The sequence below is a fragment of the Acinetobacter sp. TR11 genome, from assembly GCF_027105035.1.
In the GTDB taxonomy this organism is placed as follows: Bacteria; Pseudomonadota; Gammaproteobacteria; order Pseudomonadales; family Moraxellaceae; genus Acinetobacter.
The window spans coordinates 90,774-115,509 of sequence record NZ_CP114256.1; the positions used below are offsets into that span (position 1 = coordinate 90,774).

At 39.4% G+C, this 24,736-nt stretch carries 21 protein-coding genes and 1 pseudogene; 7 read left to right on the forward strand and 15 right to left on the reverse strand.

The genetic code is table 11. From position 1 onward, the window contains the following. Positions 1-138 precede the first annotated feature (138 nt). Positions 139-690, forward strand: coding sequence for a Pycsar system effector family protein (locus tag O1450_RS00395; protein ID WP_150378049.1), 552 nt, complete (start codon positions 139-141; stop codon positions 688-690). Between the two features lie 9 nt (positions 691-699). Here O1450_RS00395 and O1450_RS00400 read toward each other — a convergent pair. The 14 genes and pseudogenes from O1450_RS00400 to O1450_RS00465 form a co-directional block, all read right to left on the reverse strand. Continuing rightward, positions 700-1,879 (reverse strand): annotated as a pseudogene (locus tag O1450_RS00400) (IS3 family transposase). A gap of 237 nt (positions 1,880-2,116) precedes the next feature. Next, complete coding sequence (locus tag O1450_RS00405; RefSeq protein WP_269229295.1) at positions 2,117-3,706, reverse strand: Tn7-like element transposition protein TnsE; 1,590 nt, start codon at positions 3,704-3,706, stop codon at positions 2,117-2,119. Next, positions 3,696-5,228 carry a TnsD family Tn7-like transposition protein gene (locus O1450_RS00410; RefSeq protein WP_150378051.1) on the reverse strand — a complete coding sequence of 511 codons (1,533 nt, stop codon included), beginning with the start codon at positions 5,226-5,228 and terminating at the stop codon, positions 3,696-3,698. Before O1450_RS00410 ends, O1450_RS00405 begins: the two co-directional genes overlap by 11 nt. 15 nt (positions 5,229-5,243) lie before the next feature. After that, the gene (locus O1450_RS00415) at positions 5,244-6,896 is read right to left on the reverse strand and encodes an AAA family ATPase (protein ID WP_150378052.1); all 1,653 of its coding nucleotides are present in this window, start codon (positions 6,894-6,896) and stop codon (positions 5,244-5,246) included. Then, on the reverse strand, positions 6,893-8,983 hold the full coding sequence (locus tag O1450_RS00420) for an integrase catalytic domain-containing protein (protein ID WP_150378053.1): 2,091 nt from the start codon (positions 8,981-8,983) through the stop codon (positions 6,893-6,895). The genes O1450_RS00415 and O1450_RS00420 overlap by 4 nt, the downstream gene beginning before the upstream one ends. Next, positions 8,967-9,776 carry a TnsA endonuclease N-terminal domain-containing protein gene (locus O1450_RS00425; protein WP_171491793.1) on the reverse strand — a complete coding sequence of 270 codons (810 nt, stop codon included), beginning with the start codon at positions 9,774-9,776 and terminating at the stop codon, positions 8,967-8,969. The genes O1450_RS00420 and O1450_RS00425 overlap by 17 nt, the downstream gene beginning before the upstream one ends. A 158-nt stretch (positions 9,777-9,934) precedes the next feature. Next, a complete protein-coding gene (gene glmS / locus O1450_RS00430; RefSeq protein WP_269229296.1) occupies positions 9,935-11,773 on the reverse strand; it encodes a glutamine--fructose-6-phosphate transaminase (isomerizing) in 1,839 nt (612 codons plus the stop codon). A gap of 12 nt (positions 11,774-11,785) precedes the next feature. Beyond that, positions 11,786-13,150 (reverse strand): bifunctional UDP-N-acetylglucosamine diphosphorylase/glucosamine-1-phosphate N-acetyltransferase GlmU, encoded by a 1,365-nt coding sequence (gene glmU / locus O1450_RS00435; protein ID WP_269229297.1) that lies wholly within the window; start codon positions 13,148-13,150, stop codon positions 11,786-11,788. Positions 13,151-13,172: 22 nt separating this feature from the next. Further along, a complete protein-coding gene (locus O1450_RS00440; RefSeq protein ID WP_269229298.1) occupies positions 13,173-13,694 on the reverse strand; it encodes a phosphatidylglycerophosphatase A family protein in 522 nt (173 codons plus the stop codon). Beyond that, a complete protein-coding gene (gene thiL, locus O1450_RS00445; protein WP_269229299.1) occupies positions 13,672-14,589 on the reverse strand; it encodes a thiamine-phosphate kinase in 918 nt (305 codons plus the stop codon). The genes O1450_RS00440 and thiL overlap by 23 nt, the downstream gene beginning before the upstream one ends. A 15-nt stretch (positions 14,590-14,604) precedes the next feature. Beyond that, positions 14,605-15,054, reverse strand: a complete 450-nt coding sequence (gene nusB, locus O1450_RS00450) for a transcription antitermination factor NusB (protein ID WP_004659763.1) — start codon at positions 15,052-15,054, stop codon at positions 14,605-14,607. A gap of 3 nt (positions 15,055-15,057) precedes the next feature. After that, entirely contained in the window at positions 15,058-15,528 is a 471-nt protein-coding gene (gene ribH, locus O1450_RS00455) for a 6,7-dimethyl-8-ribityllumazine synthase (RefSeq protein ID WP_004659764.1), read from the reverse strand. Between the two features lie 11 nt (positions 15,529-15,539). Next, positions 15,540-16,661: a bifunctional 3,4-dihydroxy-2-butanone-4-phosphate synthase/GTP cyclohydrolase II gene (ribBA, locus tag O1450_RS00460; RefSeq protein WP_269229300.1), complete on the reverse strand. Its 1,122-nt coding sequence runs from the start codon at positions 16,659-16,661 to the stop codon at positions 15,540-15,542. 210 nt (positions 16,662-16,871) lie between these two features. Further along, the gene (locus tag O1450_RS00465) at positions 16,872-18,167 is read right to left on the reverse strand and encodes a hypothetical protein (protein ID WP_269229301.1); all 1,296 of its coding nucleotides are present in this window, start codon (positions 18,165-18,167) and stop codon (positions 16,872-16,874) included. Positions 18,168-18,235: 68 nt separating this feature from the next. Between O1450_RS00465 and serB the strand changes: the two genes are divergently transcribed. From serB to O1450_RS00480, 3 genes are all read left to right on the forward strand, one after another. Continuing rightward, a complete protein-coding gene (serB, locus tag O1450_RS00470; protein ID WP_269229302.1) occupies positions 18,236-19,456 on the forward strand; it encodes a phosphoserine phosphatase SerB in 1,221 nt (406 codons plus the stop codon). 408 nt (positions 19,457-19,864) lie between these two features. After that, on the forward strand, positions 19,865-20,200 hold the full coding sequence (gene aciT / locus O1450_RS00475) for a ciprofloxacin tolerance protein AciT (protein ID WP_269229303.1): 336 nt from the start codon (positions 19,865-19,867) through the stop codon (positions 20,198-20,200). Between the two features lie 148 nt (positions 20,201-20,348). Beyond that, positions 20,349-20,828, forward strand: a complete 480-nt coding sequence (locus O1450_RS00480) for a hypothetical protein (protein ID WP_004659770.1) — start codon at positions 20,349-20,351, stop codon at positions 20,826-20,828. Between the two features lie 48 nt (positions 20,829-20,876). On the opposite strand, the gene dtd is transcribed toward O1450_RS00480, so the two are convergent. Next, positions 20,877-21,317: a D-aminoacyl-tRNA deacylase gene (dtd, locus tag O1450_RS00485; protein WP_269229304.1), complete on the reverse strand. Its 441-nt coding sequence runs from the start codon at positions 21,315-21,317 to the stop codon at positions 20,877-20,879. A gap of 152 nt (positions 21,318-21,469) precedes the next feature. On the opposite strand from dtd, the gene pncB reads away from it, so the two are divergent. The 3 genes from pncB to asd all read left to right on the forward strand — a co-directional run bounded on the left by pncB (position 21,470) and on the right by asd (position 24,736). Next, positions 21,470-22,672, forward strand: coding sequence for a nicotinate phosphoribosyltransferase (gene pncB, locus O1450_RS00490; protein WP_269229305.1), 1,203 nt, complete (start codon positions 21,470-21,472; stop codon positions 22,670-22,672). A 367-nt stretch (positions 22,673-23,039) separates the two neighbouring features. Beyond that, positions 23,040-23,888, forward strand: coding sequence for a sulfurtransferase (locus O1450_RS00495; RefSeq protein WP_269229306.1), 849 nt, complete (start codon positions 23,040-23,042; stop codon positions 23,886-23,888). Beyond that, complete coding sequence (gene asd, locus O1450_RS00500; RefSeq protein WP_269229307.1) at positions 23,885-24,736, forward strand: archaetidylserine decarboxylase; 852 nt, start codon at positions 23,885-23,887, stop codon at positions 24,734-24,736. The genes O1450_RS00495 and asd overlap by 4 nt, the downstream gene beginning before the upstream one ends.

The following is a 24,736-nucleotide window of genomic DNA, read 5'->3' on the forward strand; positions in this document are numbered from 1 at the left end:
AAATTCATATATCTTACTTTTTATCTGATTGTAAAAAAGAATAATGAAATAAACTTTACTCAAAAATTTCTATTTATAAAAAAGTTTATTTGTCTATAATTGAATCAGAAAAACTCCATAGACTAAGTGTGGTTCTACATGACCAATTTTGATATAGATAAAAATATTGAGAAGAACCAGTGGCTGCTAGAAAAACAGCTAAATTGGATCAGTAATGGTGATGTAAAAATAGGTGCAATAGTAACTTTAAACTTAGCTTTATTAGCTGGTTTAGGAAGTTATTTTAATGCAAAAGAACCATTACTATTATTAGATATTTTATATGCCATTACTGTTATTATAATTATTGTGAGTATATATTTTTGTAAATTAGGATTTAGACCTAAGTTTGACCCTCCTAACCAGTCAAATATTTTCTTTGGAACAATAGCTAAAAATGATTTAACTACCTTTGTTCAAAGTATAGATAATATTACTAAAGAAACTTATTCGGAAGACTTATCAAATCAAATTTACAGAAATGCAAAAATCGCATCTATGAAATATGAATATTTATCTAAAGCCACTTCGGTTTTTTTAGTAGCTAGTGTTTTCTGGATCATTACATTGAGTATAACCTTGTTTACTAATAAATATTCCATAACTCAAAAAGAACCAGAAAAACCAACTAAAATTGAACTCATTAAATGAAAACTGATCCTAGACAGAATTGTGAACAGTCGATCCCTCTAAAGCTCTAAAATATTTCTGCTCAAAAACTTCTGGGCTTAACCAACCATTGGCAGAATGTCGCCTCATTCGATTGTAGTAAATCTCAATATATTCAAACAAAACAGCATTGGCTTCTTTTCTGGTAGTAAACACACTACCGTGTACCACATGACCTTTCAATGTATGAAAGAAGCTTTCGGTTACAGCATTATCCCAACATGAGCAGTGTACTGCGCAAGACTGCGTGACATGCTTTGAATACATCCATTCGTCAATAGTATCGCTCTAAAATCACGACTACAATACTGACTACCTTGATCCGAATGTACCATCACACCCTTTGGATAACCCTGACGTGCCATTGCATAATTAAATGCGTCACACACCAATTGACGGTCTATTCGATGGCTGGTTTGCCATCCCACAATACGACGGCTAAATAGATCCAACATCACGCACAAATACAACCAGCCTTCTTTGGTTCGAATGTAAGTAATATCTGTCGTCCATACCCGATTCGGCTTTGTGACTGTAAATTGGCGATCCAACAGATTGGGAGCTGTAGGCAAACGATGATTTGAATCTGTCGTATGCTTATATTTACGTGAAATCTTACTGCGTAACCCGAGATGCTTGAGCATTCTTCCTATCGTACGTTCACTCAGGCTATAGCCTAGATCATGCATATCATGAACGAGTGATGGTGCACCTAAGCGAGCATGATGGTGCCAATACACTGCTTTTAAATCCTTATATTTCTGAGCAGTATCAACTCGTCGCTTACGCCAAGCATAATAACCAGAAGGGCTGACGGCTAAGTATTTACAGGCGGAAAATATAGTGACTGCCTTTTTCATCGTTAAATCCGCAATTACCGTGTACTTTTCTTGGTTTGATCGACTGTCAGAAAGTACACATGCGCCTTTTTTAGAATGTCATTGGCTTCTCTAAGCTGTTTGACTTCTTTTTCTAAATCTAAAATACGTTGTTGTTCTGCTGTGAGTTGTCGTTTGCTGGTTCCTGCCAGATTCGTTTCTCGTACCCATTTATCTAGCGTTGAATAGCCCACACCTAACTTTTTGGCTATAGCAGCTAGTGATTCATGTGTGTTTGCTAGTGCGTACTCTATCGATTGTTGTTTAAATTCGGTGCTAAAGAGTTTCGCCATTTCTTGTATCTCCAAAGTTAATTTTACGTTAGCTTTAGAGGGACTATCTGTCCATTATTTTGGCTAGGATCAGTTGGGGGAAATGTGGATAAAGCTAGGGAAGAGATCATAAGCTCAATACAGGCTTATCCTGCACATTAATGAAAAGATAGGGAGTTTTAATCTCCCTATCCCTTTGAATTTAATTGATATTAAATTTTTTTAATAAGCTTAATAATATAAAGAATTAACTTTCTATTACAGACTAATTAATCGATTATAAATTCGATTTGCCCAACTATCTAAATCCTCAATGGCGACTTGCTGTCCCTCATCAATACGTGGATGATTAAATCTGACTTGTTGAGTTGCTATTTTTTGGATGAAGCTATGTGGCCAGTTAAGCGTTTTTTGAACTACAAACTTACGAAGTTTTTCATAATCTTCTTCCCAACTATTCATATCTTTTATCGTTAATAATTGGGTTGAAAGACGTGTTGTATTATCGGATGTGTCAACTTCTAGTAAAATGAAATGCTGGCCTCGATAAAGAAAATGTACTTCAGCAATACAACGTGGTTTATCATCAGCCTTTAGATGTTTGGTAAACCCTGCTACTTGAGGTAGAACTTTTAAAGTCAGTGAATACTGTATTCCATACTTTTCCTCAAGTTTATAAAGCATCTTCATAAATGCGGAGAAACGGTCTAGATATAAATGGGCATCATCAGTTTGATCCTTTGCACCCTCAAAATCCCCTGCTTTAACTGAACCACCAATTCCTGGTTCATCTGCATTCACATCGCCAATCAATTCATCAATATACTCTTGGGCATCATCTACGATAACAGCATTTTTTGTACCAGTTTTATCTGCGACTTTCCCAGTTTCAAATGGATCATCAAAATCAAGTAAAGTGGTTGGACCATCTACAATAGTAGGCTTATTGCTAGGCGTTGCTTCTTCCTCATCATTGAGTTTGGGCTCTGCATGATTCGGCTTTGGTGGTATGGTGCTGGTATTACCCGATTTTTTTGAGGCTTTAGAAAATTTATCATGATGAAAATAAACAGGTTTATCAATATGGGTGGAGAGCCCAGAAAAGCTAATGATTTCATCAATCTTAAATGTATTGGTTAACCTGTCGTAATAACCGTGTGCCTCAATGTTTACGTCTGTTAAGTTGGGAGGGATGAAACTAAAGTTCCATGTTTTTAGTGTATTATTAATGCTTTCAAAAGCTTGACACTGTTGAGCGATGCTTTCGTATGAAGCTCTTATGTTTTTATTCAGGAGTAAATATGCAAAAAATCGACGAAACCCAGGTTTATTGAAATGAGAAAGTGCAAGTGAACCCTCACATGAGGGAAGAACACTAATCAGGTAATGATCAGTCTTGTTCTGAATATCAAAGTCTTCTGCCAGCACATTCAACTCAAGCGCAGATCGAGTTAGGTAAGCATTCTGAAAGAAGAAAGCTCTTGCTAACTCAAGCTGTGGCAATTCAATACGAACCTGTTTAACGGTTTGTGCTTCATTTGAAAATGTTGCCAAAGCATCAAATCCAAAAAAATGAAATTGTGATTTAGATTGGGCAAAAGACATCCACTCTGCTGGTAAGGGGCATCTAAATTTTAGGTGAAATCCAGATTTTCGATGCTCATTTTGGGTAGAGTTGATAATTCGACGTTTAGCCAGCAAATGCATGTGGGAAAAAGAGGTGTTATATTTTGCTTTAGAATCTTCGGATTCTCCCCACAGATTAATAAACCAGGGTCTATCATCATATTTAAATAGTCGTCCTATACCTGTAATCAATGTATCTAAAGGGAGGCGTTTAATGTGCATAAATCTTCTTCTCACAAATCATATTTAGGAAAATTTGGGCTTCTTGAGTAATTCTTTCTTTACTTAATCCTGCAAGTCGCAATATCCGCCATCTATCTTTAGTACTGGACTCTGTATACCCAAGCCTGATCATGGCATGGGTAATTCTCCGTATTTGATAAGCTATTGTATCTTCAGAATAAGTTGAAAGAAATTTGGAGCTTAAAGGCAGTTGGTGCAAATTTTTGGAAATGGAATTTCCTTTGGATAATTGATTGAGAAACCAACTTTTTGACATTCTTGGACAAGCTAAGTCATCATTTGAACGATATAAAATTTTGAATAATTCTTTGGTTATTGAAAAATCACGTATAGGCCAATTTACTTTATTTTTTCGGACTTGGGGTTTTGACAAATGTTTTGAATTAAAGGTTAGGAGCCAATTTTGATCATTTCTATATAGCCATATATAAGTTGCTTGGCCTGATTTAATTTTACGACCAGACGTTACACCATGAAGTAGCACGATATCTTGCCATTTCTGTCTCATCCCCTCTATTTTTACAGGGGGAATATTGTCCGTAGAAGTAGGTCGTTTTACAAAATATTGGTTTGCTGAAATAGAGCTGACATATTGCAGAATGTCTTTAGGTGTCATTTCAGGTATAAATGAAGACCAGACAATACAATGTTCTAAAAAACTAAAGGCTTTGCGATGTTTTCTAAAAATAGTTTTGAGCCATGAAGTATCTTGATCAGAAGCAATCCCTAAATTCTTAGATTTGAGATAGGCATCGTTAAACTTTTTAATCACCTGCTCATAGGTTTGATCATGACAAACATGATTCCCCCTGCGGAAATTCTTTGTATCAGCAATTTCCAGATAAAACCTAGTCCATTGTTCATAGCTTGGCGATGGTTGGGGATCAAGTTGTAATAACTCTACAGTCATTTGCCCTAATATGAAGTCTTCCTTGAAGTAGGGATTAGGCATGTCCTGAGTTTGATTTGGTAATAAGGGCAAGAAAAGATGTCGATGCTGTTGTTGAATATAATCCTGAGACAGAAGTGAACAATTATGTTTCAGGCATATTGGAAGGTTAGGTACAAACCAAGCCCTATTCCAGAAATACTCGCCATAGCTTTCTCGTTGCTGCTGTATGCAGATTGGACAGTAATGGAGTTTGATGTTGTTGGGGACTCTGGAAGCATTCAGACCAAGCATAAGATGGACAGAACCAGATGCCTGCTCAGCCATTAAAGTGATTGCTTTTTGTCGATGGGATTCCTGAACAAAAGGTGCATATAAGCCAAACATCGTATGTTTGTAAATCAGTTCTATTAAACTAAAACGGCCAGTTCGCTGTAATAAATGTACGATAGCATTTAAATGACTGGGTAAGTCAATGGTAGCAACGACTTTTCTATCTTGGAAGACCTCATCAAGTAGCTGTTTGGGACTTTGAATGCCATGGTGTAATCCAGCACGGGCGATGGTACTGTAGATTAGTTCATCGGTAAGCGGTGTTGGAAAATTCCACATGATTCTTACCCCATACTATGACAACAGATCTGACATTTGCAGAATTAAACCTTGATGGTCTAATTGGGTATAAATACTTTCTGGACTGGCTGGGTTCATCGAAAAAATATGACGAAGATCGGTATCTTCCAACTCATTCCATTGTTTTAGGCTAATCCGTTGGTTTTTCTTTTTGGTTGCTGGTGCCTGTGATGGTGTATTGTCTGTCTCCATTGCTTGAACAATAGCAGCCAAGAGCTGTTGTCTAGATATTTGAGGTTTTAACGCTACAATTTTTTGAATAGCAAAGATGATGGAGTCTGATGGAAACTCATCTTTTAGCATCAGATATACACGTCGTTGATCATCATTACTCAACTGTTTTAAGGCTCGGTCTTCTTCGGATTCAACGGTAGATGCGGAGATTTTCTGAATAAGATGGATGATTTTCTTATCCATATCGGGTACAGCAAGATCTGAGAATTGAGCGATTCGTTCAGGTATACCTGAACGTAATGCGCTGAGCATAGGATGTACAAGTTTCAGCTCATCCTCATAAACACGTTTCAGCAGCTCTACAGTAATCGTTTCTGCTCCCGTTGCGAGGGCACGTAACTGGGCCAAAATAAAAAGTTTTACTACAATATCGAGAATACCTTGGCTCAAATCAAACCAGGTATCTCGAATCTCATCACTTAAGATAGGGTCTCTTTTCTGTAAGTACTGCAACTTCCAAAGCGTATTAGTAAATGCTATCCACTCAGCGTTTTGACTCTTCTGATCAGGTAGGTATTGTGGGATTGGATTCCAAAAGATAGATCCCAGACCAGCAGCACGTCGACTGGAACGTAGATCAAGATCAAAGATGTCTCTAGCTTTAGGTGTACCCACGAACAGCACAGGAATACCAATGGTATTGGTCATGGTGACAAAGAAGTTCAGCATTTTCTCTGAACCGCCAGACTTTGCCCGACTTAAATGTTGGATTTCATCAATGACTAACAGGCCTAAGGCAAACATATTGGCTGTTTGTGCCATGAGGGCAAGCATGGTTTCTACGCCATGTCTTTTCATCCCATACTTTTTCTCATAATTTGAACCAATGATTTTATCAATTGCCCGAAAAAAATTGAGACAAAGTTCTTTGAGCGAGCCATCATGCGAGCAATCTATCTTTAAATAGACGATCTGATGACGATTTAATGCTGGGTGAAAAATAACTTGAGGATATGATCCTAGTATTCTTCGTAAAGAGGTCGTCTTGCCACTGCCTGAACAGCCAATGATGGCCATGCTATGAGCAGTTGATTCGGTTTCATCAAAGCGTTTGGCATTCAGATTACGTGTTTGCAATCTTTCATAACCATTTTGCAGGTGTTGTTGCAACTTTCCTGTATTTGGATTACGACCAACATATCCTCCACGAATCATGAGAGAAATACGTTCACTCAATAACATATGCATTGCCAAAGGCTGGAAAAATGAACCTGTGATCTGGTGAATATTATGGGCTCGAATAACTCTTTTTTGCTTTAGATCATCAAGAGTAGGCGTTACTTTTGAGATAAGATTTTTTGTATCTTCAAAAGGTTCTTGAATAGGTGGTAGAGCCTCAATGAATGGGTTATCTTTATAAGCATGAACACCAGTATCCTGATATTCTGCATTTCTGATTATATGATTTGTCATGACTGATCATCCTCATCATCAAAAAGACCTGGAACGAACTGCGGATAGCTTGATTCATCTTGTTTTGGCTTAAATGAAATAATCGTTCCTTGATCTTTAGGGTGTCTATCAGTTTTTAAGGAAGTATTTGATAATTTCTCATTTTCACGAACAGACTTTTTATTCGATTTAATTTCAGATAAACGCTGGCGATTGGATACACCAGAGTTGGTCGCCATTTTTTTTGATTCAGCAATGGTGTCACGAATAAATTGATCCAACTCTCTACGGGCAGTTTTACTATTATCTTTTTCAATTGCATGTAGATTCTTTTCTTGATCTTGTATCTCCCACACTTGCCAAAATGACATACTCGCAAATTGACGACTTTTGGTTGATAAAGAACATTCCCAATAGATCGTACTATCATGTTTTGGGAATAAATATATCTTATCTACACAGCTTGGATCGTAGGCTGCTTGGAGATCCTGTGGGCGAGTGACTTCTTTACTACGATGTAACCAGCCTTCTCTGAGTATCTCTGATCCAATGTAATACAGGCCCCATAAATTGACACCAGAAGTGGAAATGGAAACTTTTTTACGAGGTAGTATCATGATTCGTAAAGTATCTGGGTCTACAGTACGAAGATGGCCTGTACGGTTTTGGATTCCCCAGTTCCATATATGTAATGGAATTGAGGGTAAGTCTGGAGGGAAATCTGCATCTCTGTCATAAGTATCCAATACATGATACTGATTACGATAAAGTATGGTCTTTATGATTATCTTGGCAAAGGCTGAAATAGGTACAACCGCCTCAAGACGGTAATCTTTTTCACCATGTTTTTGAATACGATTTCCTTTGACTACCCCAGGGGCATAAGGTTTGAATTCTGCCTGTAATGTTCCGAAATAGCGTTCAACAATGCCCTTTGCATCTCCTCGATATGCAGGTGCATTTTCAATACGAACATTATAACCATGGACTAAGCGTTCGACCTGATGACTCATCATCTCACCACGGTCAGCAAGAATTGCATCAGGTAAACCTATGGTTGGCCATTGTTCTGGCCCGATATCAATTCCAAGTAATTTGCATAAACTGGCTTTATCACTGCAAGCATTTACAATCGCCTGCATGGCAACAACATAGGATGGATTATGAAATCCAATATAGAATCCCACGACCATTCTGCTAAAAACATCAACCACTACATATAGGATCGGACGACCTAGAATCTTACTTCGATCATCATCAGCAACTAGGTAGATATCGGCAATAGTTGCATCAATTTCATAACGACTACCAGGTCCAAGCGTATTTGCTGTAGCAGTTCCACTTAATGGTCGTACATCTTTTTGGAAACTCAAGACAGGAGTTCTGGCTTCTATTCTTTGTGGAAGTTCGTATTCACGTTTGTAGAAATGGTCAAACTGTCTACGTGTCGGAATATCTCCCTGTTTTATATGTGGGTAATGTTGGACAAAAAGTTCTTCAAATTGTCGATGAGCCGATGTGATATTGATTTTCTTGTCATTTAATAATTCAGATTCAACGATTAACCGAAATAGCCGTTCAATTTCTGGCGTAATTTTAATACCAGTTCCATTGCCAAATTTACGTTTTGCTCCCGATTTTCTAGAGCCTGCCAAGGTTCTTGGCTTTCCTGGTGCACCAGCATTTCTATAATCTGGCAATAAGGCATTTGGAATTTGGCCTCTTTGCCAATAGCGGCGTAGATATTTGTATATCGTCGCCTTAGTTGCGATATTTGTCTGTTCTACTAAACGAACCCGTTTAGCTCTAATCTCTTCATTAAAACAGCTTGTGTCATATACGATTGGTTCAATAATTCGGTAAGCCTGAGCACGTTTTTCAAAAGCGACTGAGTTTACGGGTGGCTCTATAGACTTAAGATATTCAAAAGGGTCTGAACTTCTAAATAAGCGTTTTTCATCAATCCATTGTGAAAGTTGTTCTTCAAGAACTAAAGATGGAACTCCTTTGGATTCCTCCATATGAATCCATATGATTTCGCCAGATTGAAAGAATAAAATCCGGTAGTGGCTTTCATCAAATTTAACGACCTCATTGATTTGCCACATAAGACACCTCTAAATCAAACACTAGGTCAGCCCCTTTTAATTTCTGAAATGGCTGTTGGATATCAAATTTAATTAAACGATTTGCTATAAGTGTTCTTAAATATTGTAGGGTTGTTCCAGAGGTAGTTTTTTCCTGTGCATCTACTTCTGTACAGAGTTTAATGATAGAAATCTCTGGTTTTTTTGAAAAATAATAAGAAATTATATGTAGGCTATTCCAGATATCAGGCTCTAAATGTTCAGTAATAAAAGGGCTCAACCATTCGAGATTTTTTCGGGCAGTTGTGGGAATATTTTGTTCCGTCACAATACTCCAAGGAATTTCTTTGAATGCCCAGTAACGACGTTCAATTTCGAGTTTTTCGATAGTTCTTTCTTTGATGAGCTCTTTTAAGGGCTTTACCTGAATCACAAACTGAGGCTGTTTTTTGTCATTTGTATCTATAAGGAAATCGGAAGTCATGACTTGTTCTGAGCCTTGTATGTTGGGATGTCTCAAACCATGCTCTAAACAGATTTCTTTTGTGTCATCTAGATTTAAAGGAAATTGTTCCCGAATATCCTGAACAGAACTAGACCAATCTAAAATCAAAAAAACATACAGTTCCAAATTAGAAAGTAAATGATGCACTCTTTGCGTTTTATGAGAATAAATACGATGAGAGACCCCACGAGAGGGTACATCCTGAATAGTCAGCCATGGTTGGTAATCTTTTCCCATACCTTGTCCACGACCATCTTTTATTCTTTTGCTAATTTGTTCTTGTGTGAAGAATCTCGGTGCTCTACTCATAGAAAAACCCAGCCTACTTTTTAATCAGTATAGCTGGGTTTATCTGGTTTACAACTTTAATGTCTAGTTTAGAACTATATTGTTACAGTTTAGAACTTTAATGTTTAGTTTAAAACTATATTGTCTAAACACATGATTTTGATAAAATTTACAATTTTTTACTCTACCGTTACACTCTTCGCAAGGTTACGTGGCTGATCGACATCTGTTCCACGTAATACCGCAACATGATACGAGAGCAATTGCACAGGAATACTGTACACAATTGGTGCTAACCATTGATTGACAGCTGGAACATGAACGACATGTTGGCGATCTTTGCTATGAATACCACTGTTTTCATCAGCAAAAACAAATAGTTCCCCACCACGAGCTTGAACTTCTTCCATATTCGATTTTAACTTATCGAGCATTTCGTCTTGTGGAGCCAAGATCACGACAGGCATCTCATTGTCTACTAAAGCCAATGGACCATGCTTGAGTTCACCAGCCGCATATCCTTCAGCATGAATGTATGAAATTTCTTTCAGTTTCAATGCGCCTTCTAGTGCGATAGGGAAGTGTGTGCCACGTCCTAAGAATAAGCAGTGGTTCTTTTCAACGAAGAGTGCTGATAGGCGCTGAATCTCAGTATTGCCTTGTAAAGTATCTAAAATCACTTTCGGACAATGCCATAGCGCTTCTGTAATTTCATTCACTTGAGCATCTGCAAGACGTTGTTTAACTTGACCAACTTTCAAGATTAACAACATCAATGCTGCAAGTTGAGTGGTAAAGGCTTTGGTGGATGCAACGCCGATTTCAGGACCAGCAAGCGTCAGTAAATGATGATCTGTTTCGCGAACCATTGATGAAGTGGCAACGTTACAAATGGTCATGGTACTAATGTCGATGTTCTGAGCTTGAGCACGTTTTTGTGTTTCGCGTAATGCAGCCAAGGTATCCGCAGTTTCTCCAGACTGAGAAATACAGATATACAGTGTATGAGCAACAATGACAGGCGTGCGATAACGGAATTCACTTGCAATCTCAACTTGGCAAGGTACACCAATCAATTGCTCGAACCAGTATTTTGCAATCATACCTGCGTGGTAGCTGGTACCGCAGGCAATGATTTGTACTTGCTGAATTTTGTCAAAATCCGCATTGGCATGTTGAAGAAAATCTTCACGCAAATTATTGCCATTCAATGCTTGTGAAATCGTTTGTTGAATCGCTTCTGGTTGCTCATAAATTTCTTTGAGCATGAAATGCTTGTATTCGCCTTTTGATGCATTGCTGACAGTTGCATCCAATTCTTTGATTGGACGTTCAACACGGGTTCCATTGACAAAAACTTCAATACTAGTACGTGTTAAGCGCGCAATGTCACCTTCTTCGAGATAGACGAAACGATTAGTAACAGGTAATAAAGCCAATTGGTCTGAACTAATAAAGTTCTCGCCAATACCTACACCGATTACCAATGGTGAACCTTCACGCACAGTGATCAGTTCATCAGGGTGTGCGGTATGCACAATACCCAGTGCAAAAGCGCCTTTTAGGCGAGGAATAACTTTTTGTACAGCTTCAAGTAAGCTATCAGTTTGCTTTAAAGCATCGTTGACAAGATGAGCAACAACTTCAGTATCTGTTTGTGAGGTAAAGACATAACCTAGCGCTTGTAATTCATCTTTAAGGTCTTGGTAGTTTTCAATAATACCATTATGTACAACAGCTACATCACCTGAAACATGTGGATGAGCATTATTTTCAGTTGGTTTACCATGGGTTGCCCAACGGGTATGTGCAATACCCACATGGCCCATCAAGTTTTGTTCTGATACAGCTTCAGCTAGATTTGCAACTTTACCTACGCGACGCTCACGCAAGATTTTTTGATCATTCAGTAATACCAAACCCGCAGAATCGTAACCACGATATTCGAGACGTTTTAATCCTTCAATGAGGATGTCGGTTACAGAACGTTCAGCAACACCACCAACAATACCACACATAATTGTATCCTCTTATTTTTTCAGCTTTTGGGGACGTTGATAATTTGCTTTTTCAAACTGTTTAGATCGTTCGACAGCTAAACTATGCTCAGCCACATTTCGAGTTAAGGTTGAGCCTGCGCCTGTTGTTGCACCTTGACCAATTTTGATCGGTGCAACCAATGAGTTATTGGTACCAATAAATACATTGTCTTCAATCACAGTACGATGTTTATTTGCGCCATCATAATTACAAGTGATTGTCCCTGCACCAATATTACAATTCGCACCAATATCTGCATCACCTAGATAAGTGAAGTGATTGGCTTTTGAACCTTGTCCCATATGGGTATTTTTAACTTCAACGAAGTTGCCAATATGCACGTCATCCGCCAAGTTCGCACCTGGACGTAAGCGTGCAAAAGGACCGATTTGGGTATTTTCACCCACAATTGCATTTTCAAATACGCTATAAGCTTGAACTTTAGTGCCTGCCGAAATACGAGTATTTTTTAAAATACAGCCTGCGCCAAGTTGAACGTTGTCACCTAATTCGCAATCACCTTCAATAATGACATTGACATCAATTTGTACATCTTGACCACATTTCACAGTTCCACGTAGGTCAAAACGATTTGGATCAATTAAATGTACGCCTTGTTGCATCAATTCTTTTGCTTGTTGTTGCTGAAATTGACGTTCCAAAGTTGCAAGTTGTAGGCGGTCATTCACACCTTCAACTTCAAATTCAAGCTCAGGTTGAATTGAAGCAATTTCTAAGCCATCGGCAACGGCCATTGCCACGATATCCGTAAGGTAATATTCACCTTGAACATTGTTATTAGACAGTTTTGGCAACCATTGATGTAATTTGGCATTACTTACACAATAAATACCAGTATTAATTTCTTGTATTAGACGCTGTTCGTCAGAGGCATCTTTATGCTCAACAATCGCTTGAATCTTATCTGCTTGACGAACGATACGACCATAGCCTGTTGGATTCTCAACATTAAGCGTAATCATACCAATACCAGATTGGCTAGAGGCTTCAAGTAGCTGTTCAAGGGTACTTTGACGAACGAGTGGAACATCCCCATATAAAATCAAAGAAATACCATCTTGAGGTAATACAGGGAGAGTCATTTGAACAGCATGACCTGTTCCTAACTGTTCTGCTTGTTCAACCCACTCTATTTGTTCAGCAGCAAAGCTTTGTTTAACTAGATCACCACCATGCCCATAGATCGTAATAATATTTTGAGCATGTAATTTTTTTGCAGTTTGAATCACATGTCCTAAAAGTGGACGACCTGCCAATGGTTGGAGAACTTTGGGTAGTTTCGAACGCATCCGCGTTCCTTTCCCAGCTGCAAGAATAATAACAGTTGTTGACATAACTAACCCTAATATCAATGGTTTAAGTCAAAAAATAAAAATGAATCATAAAAATACAAAGCGCAGCCCAAAGACCTGCAATGATGTCATCAAGCATAATCCCTAGACCACCAGTAACTTTTTGGTCTGCCCAACTAATCGGAAATGGTTTCCAGATGTCAAATATACGGAAAAAAATGAAACCGACAATGACCCATAACCAGTTTAATTGCTGTAGATAGAGCAAGGGCAATAGCGTAATAGATTGCCCTGCAAATTCATCCCATACAATTCGACCATCATCGTGTACATCAATCACTTTGGCGGTATGTCCACAGATGTATATGCCCACCAAAGACATGATAAAAATTGCTAAAACACTCAAATTAAAACCGAGATATAACCAGAGTGGCGTAAATAGCAATACAAATGCAGAACCAAATGTTCCCGGTGCTTTAGGACTGAGACCAGAACCAAATCCAACCCCGCAGAAAACGATGCAGCGATCGAACCAAGTCATCTGTTTGAAGTGAATGGGAGGCTTATGCAAAATGTTGGTATCCATGAATTTGTAGTGGGTAATTCTCACCCATATACTCAAATAACAATCCAGTTTGTTGGGTAATTTTGCCGATTATTGTAAGCGGAACATCTAATTGTTGTCGTGACAGTTTTTCAAAATTTTGCGGTGATATTGTAAAACATAATTCGTAATCATCACCACCTGCAAGCGCATAATGCAAAGCTTGTCGCAAATCTATATTTTTTAGTGACTGATCTATCGGAAGCTGTTCAAGCTGTAATGTTGCACCTACTTTTGAGGCATTCAGAATATGTCCTAAATCTTGTGCGAGTCCATCTGAAACATCAATCATACTTGAGGCTAAACCTTTTAGCTGTTGCCCCAAATTACAACGAGGTGTTGGATAATCTAAGCGTTGTTGTAGAGGATGTCCTAAGTGTTGTAATCCAAACGCGGCATCACCAATCTGTCCACTAATACAGACATAGTCGCCGACTTGTGCACCAGCACGCGTGATGGCTTGACCTTGTTCAATCCAGCCTAAAGCGGTGACACTTATAGTGAGTTGGGTGCTTTGAGTGGTATCGCCACCAATCAGACTCACACCAAATTGATCGCAACAATCAAAAAGACCCTGACTAAATCCAGCCAACCAGTCATGATCAACGGTAGGGAGACTCAGTGCGAGTAAAATACTATGGGGTTTTGCACCCATGGCGGCGAGATCAGATAAATTGACCGCGACACTTTTCCAGCCAATGGCATGGGCAGGGGTATCTAAGGGAAAATGTCGACCAGCAACCAATGTATCTGCACAGATCACGAGTTGTTGTGAAGAAGGAGGGGTGACGATGGCTGAGTCATCACCGATACCTAAACTGACATCAGATTTTGATGCACGTTTAAAGTACCGCTCAATAATTGAAAACTCAGCCATGCAACATCAAGCCTATTATTTTGCTTGCTGTTTTTCAGCTTCACGAAGCTTTGATGAAAGACGGTCTAATACACCATTGATGTATTTATGGCTGTCTGCACCACCAAAGTGTTTTGCTAGCTCAATTGCTTCATCAAGTACAACGCGGTATGGAACTTCGAGATGATCTCGTAATTCATAAGCACCAAGTCGTAAGGTTGCAAGTTCTACACCATCTAGTGCAGTTAACTCACGATCAAGTACAGGGATGAGTAACTCATCTAAAGCTTCATGTTGAGCAACCACTTGAGTGAGCAATTCATGGTAATAGTTAAGGTCAACTTTGTGCATAGCATTTTCTACACGTGTACGTGCTTCAATTTCATGGACAGGGTTATGACTCATTTGCCATTCATAAATCCCTTGTACAGCAAAACGACGTGCTTTGCGTTTCGCTGCATAAGCGGCCTGAAGTGTTTGCGACATGCTTTAAATTGCCTTTAATAAGTTAACCATTTCGATTGCAGTCAATGCAGCTTCGCTACCTTTGTTTCCTGCTTTCGTACCTGAACGTTCGATTGCTTGTTCAATGCTGTCTGTCGTTAAGACACCATTGATCACAGGCATTGTGCTTTCAAGTGCAACTACACCTAAACCTTTCGCACATTCACCTGCAACAAAATCAAAATGTGGTGTACTACCACGGATCACTGCACCGAGTGCAATGATGGCATCAAATTTGTTTGAAGCCGCTAATTTTTTTGCAACGATAGGAAGTTCCCACGCACCTGGTGCGTGAATAACAGTAATCGCATCTTCTGAAACACCATGACGTTTTAGAGTGTCGATCGCGCCTTCAAGTAAATGTTCAACCACGAAGCTGTTGAAACGTCCTACTAAGATCGCATAACGACCTTCGCTTGCGAGATGTAATAAACCTTCAATTCGGCGAATTGCCATAGCAACCTCGATTATTTTGCTGTGATTTGATCGGCAGTGATATATTCCACTACCTCTAAATGGAAACCAGATAAAGCATTGAAACGAAGCGGAGAACTCAGAAGCTTCATTTTTTCAACACCTAAATCTCGTAAAATCTGCGCGCCAACACCAATCGTCTGGTACTGATGCGAAAGTGCTGCATTAGACTTAAGCGGTTTTGGTTGATTTAACTGCTCTAAGGCATGTCCTAGATCTTCTAAATGATCTTGACCAATCCATACCAATACACCGCGCTCGCTTGCAGCAATTGTTTTCATTGCTAGATCTAAATTCCACGCTGCCGAACCATCGGCCTTATTTAATTTTAATAAGTCGCGAACAGGATTAAAACCATGCACACGAACAGTGGTGATGCCTTGTTTTGGCTCGCCTTTTACTAAAGCTAAATGAATATCTGGATTACCGATTTCACGGTATTTGTATAAATCAAATTCACCATATTCGGTTTGAATCGTCTCTTGAGACAAACGCTCAACAGTTTGTTCATTGGTCATGCGGTAATGGATCAGATCCGCAATTGTACCGATTTTTAAACCATGTTTCTCTGCAAAGACTTCTAAATCAGGGCGACGGGCCATGGTGCCGTCATCATTAATAATTTCACAGATAACAGAGGCAGGCTCTAGACCTGCTAAGCGGGTGAGGTCGCATCCTGCTTCCGTATGACCTGCACGGTGCAGTACCCCGCCCGGTTGAGCCATTAATGGAAAAATATGACCAGGTTGAACGATATCACTTGGTTTAGCATGTGCTGCAACTGCGGTACGAATCGTATGCGCGCGTTCAGCAGCGGAGATACCAGTACTGATCCCTTCTGCTGCTTCAATTGACAGCGTGAAGTTAGTGGCATGTTGTGCACCGTTTTGATCTACCATTAACGGTAAATTAAGCTGTTTACAGCGATCACGGCTCAAAGTTAGGCAAACTAGGCCGCGTGCATGCGTAATCATGAAGTTAATATCTTCAGGGCGAACATGCGTTGCAGCGATGACTAAGTCACCTTCATTTTCACGATCTTCATCATCCATTAGGATGACCATTTTGCCTGCACGAATATCTGCGACAAGCTCTTCAACACGACTCAGCGGCATTCGCTTTCACCTTTTATGCTGCCTTATAGGGCACTAGTATTCGATAAATCTGGTGTAGTTTACCGTATTTTAATAAATTTCGCCTGTGCTTCTTTATCAATTAAAAAAGTGAATCAAGCAAATAATAAAGCAACGCTTTATCCTAATGGGCATTTATAGCCTTGTAAGGGAGCGTTGCATTTTAAATTAGAGCCAATCTAGCCGATTAGCCTAGGATTCAGTCGAAACTTTTACTTTTTTACCCATCAAAATTTCAGTGCGCAGATTTTGTGCTACGGTGGCACATTGCTCATTCATCCCATTAATCATAAAGGCATGACGAGTCATAATACTACTCGGATTTGGCATCACAACTAATTCATAACTGTTTTGAACCGTTTTGAGTTGCTCGTGATTGAGGTGTAAAGCTGCTTCTTTGGCATGTAAGTGTTGAGTTAAGCGTTTGGCTGCCTCAATCGCATCTAATTGCATCGCTTCTACAGCACTAGCAACAGCACCGCGTGTTTGTAGTGCAAAACGTTTATCTTCACGATAGCGTTTATATAAAACATCTGCCAATAACTGGAAAACAGCACCAATCATCATCAGGCATTCTAATGCATGAGGATGTTCTGATGTCGTCGACAAGGTTGCGCCTTCGGCATTAAATTCTTGAACGACGTTAATTTGTGTAGCGTCGAGTTGGTAATGTTTCGCACAGAGATCAATGCTTTTATCCAAGAATAATTGACAGAGTTTAAAGTAAGGCACAGAAACCGATTGATTGACACTGCTCAACAGTTGTTTTGGATCATAAAACTGGATATTCAATGCGACAGTTTGATGATCTAAATTGACTTGTTGATCTGTTGAAGCTTTTTCAATACGTGATTTTGGTTGTGCTTTTGCCTGTTGCTGTGCTTGTGCAACTAACGTGACTGTATTTTGCTTCTCAAGTGCAAGTGCCTGAGTTAAACGTTGAATTTCATGCTTGAGATGATTTTCTTGGTTAATACGGGCTAAATATTCACTGCGTGTTGGTCGAGCAATGGCACGGTACGCCAACCAAATCAACCCATGAATAAATAAAGATGCCAAAATCGCCAGCCATTGCGTGCGTAAGATTTCACCAATACTCGGTTGGATGAGCGTGATTTCAACTGTTCCAACTTTTTTCTCATTTTGTAACGCATCACGGACAAAGACTTCACCTTGACGCGTCTTTGCCATACCACTGGTTGCAAGGACTTGTTTATTGGCATCTAAGATACGGATTGAAGCAATACTCGGATTGGTTGCATAGCGATTGGCAACCAATGCCAATGAGACAGTATTGGCAGGTTCCAACTCTGAAAGACTATCCGCCACTAACTGACTGGTCATCAGTTGTCCTTGGCTGGCGCGATTTTCATTGAGTTGATGTGTCGTTGCAATCACCAATAAAAAGGTATGCAATGCAAAACTTACAATTAGTAGGCTAGCAAATAGCCCTTGGCGAGGCGCATTCAAGTTAAACTTCCAAGGCAAATAGATTTAGGTTGGGTTATGTTATGATTCTTACATACAATAGTTGTCGCTCAAACACGAGTCAATTCATGCGTGAAATCATTCTTATATCCTTTTTAGGACCAGATCAACCGAATCAGTTTACTCGATTAATGCAGGTACTTTCCGTGCATTCTTTGCAAATACTCGATGTGGGTCAGGCTGTTATCCATAATCAACTCACTTTAGGAATTGTTGTTGCTTCGGATAATGAGACTGCAACAGCATTAGCAATGAAAGAGATTTTGATTTTAGCACATGATATTGGCTTAACTGTGCGATTTAAACCAATCTCCAACGCAGAATATGATCAATGGGTGAGTGAAGGTGGGCGTACACGTTATATCGTGACGGCACTTGCACCAGAGCTTACCGCTGCGCATTTGCAGGCAGTCACTAAAATTGTATCGAGTCAGGGCTTTAACATTGAAACAGTAACACGCTTATCTGGTCGTTTAGATCTCGATGCAGAAAGCCAATTCCCACGTCGTGCCTGTGTTCAGTTTGGTCTAAGTGGACAAATGTTGGATGCACAAGCGATGCGAGCTGCATGTTTGAGTTTGTCGGGTGAGCTGAATATTGATGTGGCGGTGCAAGAAGATAATGCTTACCGTCGTAATCGTCGTTTAGTTTGTTTTGATATGGACTCAACCTTGATTGAACAAGAAGTGATTGATGAATTGGCGCTAGAAGCAGGCGTCGGTGAACAGGTCGCTGAAATTACTGAACGTGCCATGCAAGGTGAACTCGATTTCCAACAAAGTTTTCGTGCACGTGTTGCATTGTTAAAAGGCTTGGATGCTTCTGTATTACCTAAAATTGCAGAACGTTTAACCGTGACGGAAGGGGCGGAACGTTTAATCTCGACTCTGAAAGCATTGGGATATAAAACGGCAATCTTATCGGGGGGGTTCCAGTATTTTGCTGAATATTTACAAGCAAAGCTCTGTATTGATGAAGTCCATGCCAATATTTTAGATGTACAAGACGGGTTGGTGACAGGTGAAGTCAAAGGTGCAATCGTGGATGGCGCACGTAAGGCTGAATTATTGCGTCAATTGGCAGATAAAATGGGAATCTCATTAGAGCAGGCGATGGCTGTAGGTGATGGTGCTAATGACCTACCGATGCTTGCAATCGCAGGTTTAGGCGTGGCGTTCCGCGCTAAACCGCTCGTTCGTGAAAATGCGAATCAAGCGATCTCAAGCGTTGGTTTAGATGGTGTTTTGTACTTATTGGGTATGCATGATAAAGATTTGAATCGTGCCTAAAACAGCATATTTAGCCTTAAATAAAGCCGCTGTCTAAGCGGCTTTATTGATTTTAGACTCGTCATTAATTCGTCATATTTATGTCTAAATGTATAGAAAAACAACAATAAAGAAATTCTGAAAAAAGTTTCTGAATGATTAAAAAGAGCTATATTTTTTTGTAATGACACGCTGCAATTGATGCTATATAGCACTTTGAGACTTTTGTAATTTAAGAAAATGTAATGACAAAAGCATATTGCGACATCTTGTGTCGTATGGTTAATTTCAAGCTCTTTTTTTCTATAAAAAACCCTCCATAATGCTTAAAGACGTTAATGCAACACCAAATACTGTTTAGAGATTACAGAACAAATATGAGGTTTGGGCATGATCGATCCAAACCACCTTTTAAAGACGGAGGTTTCTATGGAAGCAGCGAATTTCACCATGTGGGTTGGATTTGGCTTAATCGCTGTCGCAGTTATTGCTGTTTTCTTTTCTCCGTATCGTCGTTGGTTAGGTTTTATGCTGGCAGGTATGCTGAGTTGGGGGCTGTTAGAAGTGGTGCGCTTTGCTATGCAAACCATGTTCGAAATGTCAGTTGCCTATAGCTATTTGACAGCTCTAAGCCTTGCGATGGTCACGGTTACATTCATTCTTTTACGCGAAGATCAACAAACTAGGAAACAATTGGAGAAGCGTCAATATATTGAACACACACCAGTCTACAAGGATGATCAACAACAATGTTCTAGCCGATAATTTATAATAATTTGAACTACATCAAAGGCATGCTCAGCATGCCTTTTTTGTATTAATTTTCTGAAACAAAGCTTTTACAGAGTTTTCTACAATTGTGCTAGGATACGGTTGTCTTAAATTTCATCATAATACTGTAGGCATAAATGTCATGAAGCTTTCTTCTTTACCTGTGATTCAGTTACCGATCGTTGATGTAAGCACTGATCCATTAGATTTATTGGTGGCAGGTTTGGCGTTACGTATGAAGCAATTGGCACGTACGAGCCCGAAGTTTATTGAATTGGTTCATGACCGTGAATTTCGTATTCAAATTGGTACAGATTTAGGTTTGGCACGTCAGATTATTGTTAATCGTGGCAAAATTGATACGGTTGCGGGTAGTCCTGAAAAAGCTGATTTTATTTTGCAATTTGCTTCAAGTGAGCAAGGCGTAAAAACTTTGGTAAAGGGTGATCCAACTGCATTCATGACAGGTATGCAAGATGGCAGCATTAAAATGGAAGGTGACTTCAGCTTGTTAGTTTGGTTTAACCAAGCAGCTAAATTGATTCCACCAAAAGTGCCAAAGCCAGTAAAAGAAAAAATCCGTCAAGCACGTGCATTTATTAAAGAAAAAACAGGTAAATAAACCAACCTGAAAGAAAACTCCCTAAAAGGGAGTTTTTTTATGTCTTATTTATTCAATTTCTAAATTAAAAGTCACTGGTCCGTCATTGATTAAATGAACTTTCATATCAGCAGCAAAAATACCTGTTTGGACATGAGCAAATTGTTGACGCGCATACTCAACCAATTGCTCATACAAAGCTTTCGCTTCGGCTGGCGGCATGGCAGGTCCAAAGTCAGGACGTAAGCCTTTTTGTGTTTGTGCCATCAAAGTAAATTGCGAAACCAATAAAAGTCCACCTTTGGCTTGACTGACATTCCACCCCATTTTGCCTTGTTCATCATCAAAAATTCGATATTTTAAAATTTTATCAATCAGTTTTTGCCCTTTCTCTAGTGTATCTTCTTTGCCTAGACCTAAAAAGACCAGTAAGCCGTGTTGAATCTCCCCCGTGGTTTGACCCTCAACTACCACTTTTGCTTCGAGAACTCGTTGAATTAATGCACGCATAAGATTGAAAAAAACAGAAAAATGAAGTGGGTAAGTTTAGCAGAGACACGCTATAAAAATGAGTTGTGCAGCAAAAGTCTACTATTCAATATGAGTCAATTGATTGTATAACAATAGCCATTATGCAAAAGAATCGGTTATAACCATCCGCTATGTCTGCCATTATTCGATCTTTACTCGACACTGACTTATATAAATTCACCATGCTACAAGTGGTGCTGCATCAATTTCCACAGACGCATAGCGTGTATTTATTTCGCTGTCGAAACTTAGAAGATACGGTTTATCCTTTGGTTGAGATTCTAGAAGATCTAAATCATCAGCTTGATTTACTCTGTGAATTGCGTTTTGCTGAAGATGAATTGCAGTATCTTCGTTCTTTACGTTTCATTAAAAGTGATTTTGTTGATTATTTAGAATTATTTCAGCTTAAACGTCGATTTATTCAAGCCAACATTGATGAATCGGGTCGGTTGGATATTCGGATTGAAGGGCCGATGGTTCAGGCCATGATGTTTGAGATTTTTGTATTGGCGATCGTCAATGAATTGTATTTCCGCCGTATCCGTAGCGATGAAGTATTGGCGGAAGGTGAACGTCGCTTACAACAGAAATTACTTCAGTTAGAACAATATGCTAAAGAACAAAAAGAGAGTGATCCACCATTTTTAGTTTCGGATTTTGGTACACGCCGTCGTTATAGTTTTGAATGGCAAAAACATGTGGTACAAGCCTTTCATGCGGTTGCACCAAAAGTGTTTCGTGGAACCAGTAATGTTCTACTTGCTAAAGAGCTGGGTATTAGCCCAATCGGGACGATGGCACATGAGTTTTTACAAGCCTTTCAGGCTTTGGATGTGCGATTGCGTAATTTTCAAAAGGCAGCGCTAGAAGCTTGGGTACAAGAATATCGGGGGGATTTAGGCATTGCCTTGACTGATGTAGTGGGAATAGATGCCTTCTTACGTGATTTTGATTTGTATTTTGCCAAACTGTTTGATGGCTTACGCCATGACAGTGGTGATCCGTACGAATGGGGCGATAAAGCCTATGCGCACTACCGTAAATTAAAGATTGATACCAAAACCAAGATGCTGACTTTTAGTGATGGTTTGAATTTAGAAAAAGCATGGTTATTACATCAATATTTTAAGGATCGTTTCCAAGTGAGTTTTGGGATTGGGACGAATTTAACCAATGATATGGGACAGACGCCATTGAATATTGTGTTGAAATTGGTGGAGTGTAATGGTCAGTCGGTGGCAAAAATTTCTGATAGTTCGGGTAAAACCATGACGGATAATGAAACGTTCTTGGCGTATTTAAGACAGGTGTTTGAGATTGAAGAAGCCTAGCTATTCTTTCACACTCAAAATCTGGTACGGTCGTGGAATAGCTCAAACGTTATGAGAGATTTGTATAAACGCTCTTTACTTTTGAAAGATCAAAAGTAACAAAAATCTTGTGTTGAACTGACGGCACATCCTTGATGCCGCAGTTCAACGGGCGGCATCCATGCCGCCTCCGCACCAGTAAATTGTCTCGATAGATTTATATGGCTTAACTTTCGCAATGGTCAGCAAATTTTATACTTCTAATCCATAATCGTTGCGCTTTTTGCTATATCTCCTTTTCTGCTAATTGAATGCAAAAAATCAGACAAAGATAAAAAGTCGGCTATGCTAAAATCATCCCCAATGCGGATGACAAAACAGCATAAAAATGACTGATGTAGATTTTAAACTGGGTTTACTGATTGAGCCTGAAGAAGTTGTACCTTATATAGGACATGAGCTGATTCGTGTCGTTGATTTAAGCCGAGCATCGGTTTATGAACAATTGCATATTCCTCATGCCATTCATTTACAGCCTAAATTCTTGGTTGCACAGCATGAACAGGCCAATGGGGTATTACCTGATCTAGCAGGTTTGCAGGCTTTAATTGAGAAATTGAATATTACCCCTCAGCACCATGTCGTGGTCTATGACGATGAGGGTGGCGCATGGGCAGGGCGTTTAATCTGGAATTTGCATTGTCTTGGTTTTAACCGCACCAGTTTGATTAATGGTGGGATTCATGCTTGGTTAGGTGCAGCTTTGCCAACAACCGCAGATGTTGAAAAAGTCATACCAGTCGCTGATCTTCTAAACGTTGATTTAGAGACGGTGCAACAACATCGTATTGAGTACAACGAATTACTTCAGCAAGTGCAAGAACAGAATATTCAGCTCTGGGATTGTCGTACCAATGAAGAATATACTGGACTACGTTTAGCTGCGCGACGCGGTGGTCACATCCCAAATGCATTGCATTTTGAATGGAGTACTGCCCTAAACCGTGAAAATCATCTAAAATTACACTCGCTTGAACGCACACAACAACGTTTAGAACAATTAGGCTTTAATTTACAACAACCTGTCGTGGTGTATTGTCAGTCTCACCATCGTTCGGGCTTGGCGTATATATTGGCAAGATTGCTCAATTGGCAAGTTAGAGCCTATGACGGTGCGTGGAGTGAATGGGGCAATCGCCTCGATAGTCCTATTATTTCAGGGGAGTCACCGTCTTGAGTTTTTCAGCAGATTTAAAAAAACAACTTTTTATCAAAGCACAAAATTTAGTACCGCAACATCAACTGAGCCGAGTCATTGGTAAAGTTGCAGCAAGTGAAAATGTTTTGGTGAAAACTGCTGTGATTCAAGCATTCAAAGCAAAATATGGCATTGATATGAGCATTGCCGAACAAACGAATCCAAATCAATATAAATCATTTAATGAATTTTTCACTCGTGCATTAAAACAAGGTGTACGTGGTGTAGATGAACAAGCAGATAGTATTGTTTGCCCTGCGGATGGTGCGATTTCACAGTTGGGTAAAATTGAAGCAGGTGATATTTTTCAAGCCAAAGGTCAAAGCTTTTCTGTTGATAAATTAATTGGCGATCCGCAACTGGCAAAGCCGTTTATTGATGGTCAGTTTGCGACGGTTTATTTGTCACCGAAAGATTATCATCGTGTACATATGCCATTGGCTGGCACGTTGACCGAAACTCTATATATTCCAGGTGAGTTGTTCTCAGTCAACCAAACTACAGCTGAAAATGTACCAGGTTTGTTTGCACGTAACGAGCGTATGGTGTGTTTATTTGATACTGAACTTGGTCGTATGGCGGTGGTATTAGTCGGTGCAATGATTGTGGCAGGCATTGAAACTGTTGCAACGGGTAAAGTAAAACCAACAGGTCGTGTTGAATTACAACATCACCAAATGCAGTTAGATAAAGGGGCTGAGTTAGGTCGTTTCTATTTAGGTTCTACTGCTGTGGTTTTATTTGAAAAAGATAAAATGGTGTGGGAAGAGCAATTTAAAGCCAATTCAACTGTAGTAATGGGTGAGCGTTTAGGTCATTCGATTTAA